The following is a 247-nucleotide window of genomic DNA, read 5'->3' as shown; positions in this document are numbered from 1 at the left end:
CCAGACAATTGCAGTGAACCTTCGGCGAAGCCCGCGACTCGAAACCACACGTACCGAACAGCCACACACGGAGATACCCATGGCCGGCAAAACAGCAAAGACTGCTCAAGAAATACTGATGGCAGACTTTCATGGATCCTGGTGCGCAGCTCATCGGCCTGGTCGCCGGCCAGGATAGCGGTGTCGTCCAGCAGCCTTTCGGTATCGCTGACGAGGGCCTGAAAATCCGCCATCAGTATTTCTTGAG

1 protein-coding gene is annotated in these 247 nt (G+C 56.3%); it reads right to left on the bottom strand.

All coding sequences use genetic code 11. The annotated features are described in order from the left end of the window. A partial coding sequence (locus AC0L20_RS41595) for a DUF883 domain-containing protein (protein ID WP_473295926.1) occupies positions 1 to 233 on the bottom strand: 233 nt, incomplete at its 3' end. Between the last annotated feature and the right edge of the window lie 14 nt (positions 234 to 247).

This window comes from Bradyrhizobium sp. Kon58 (assembly GCF_055807455.1).
This window is presented reverse-complemented; position numbering and strand designations above follow the sequence as displayed.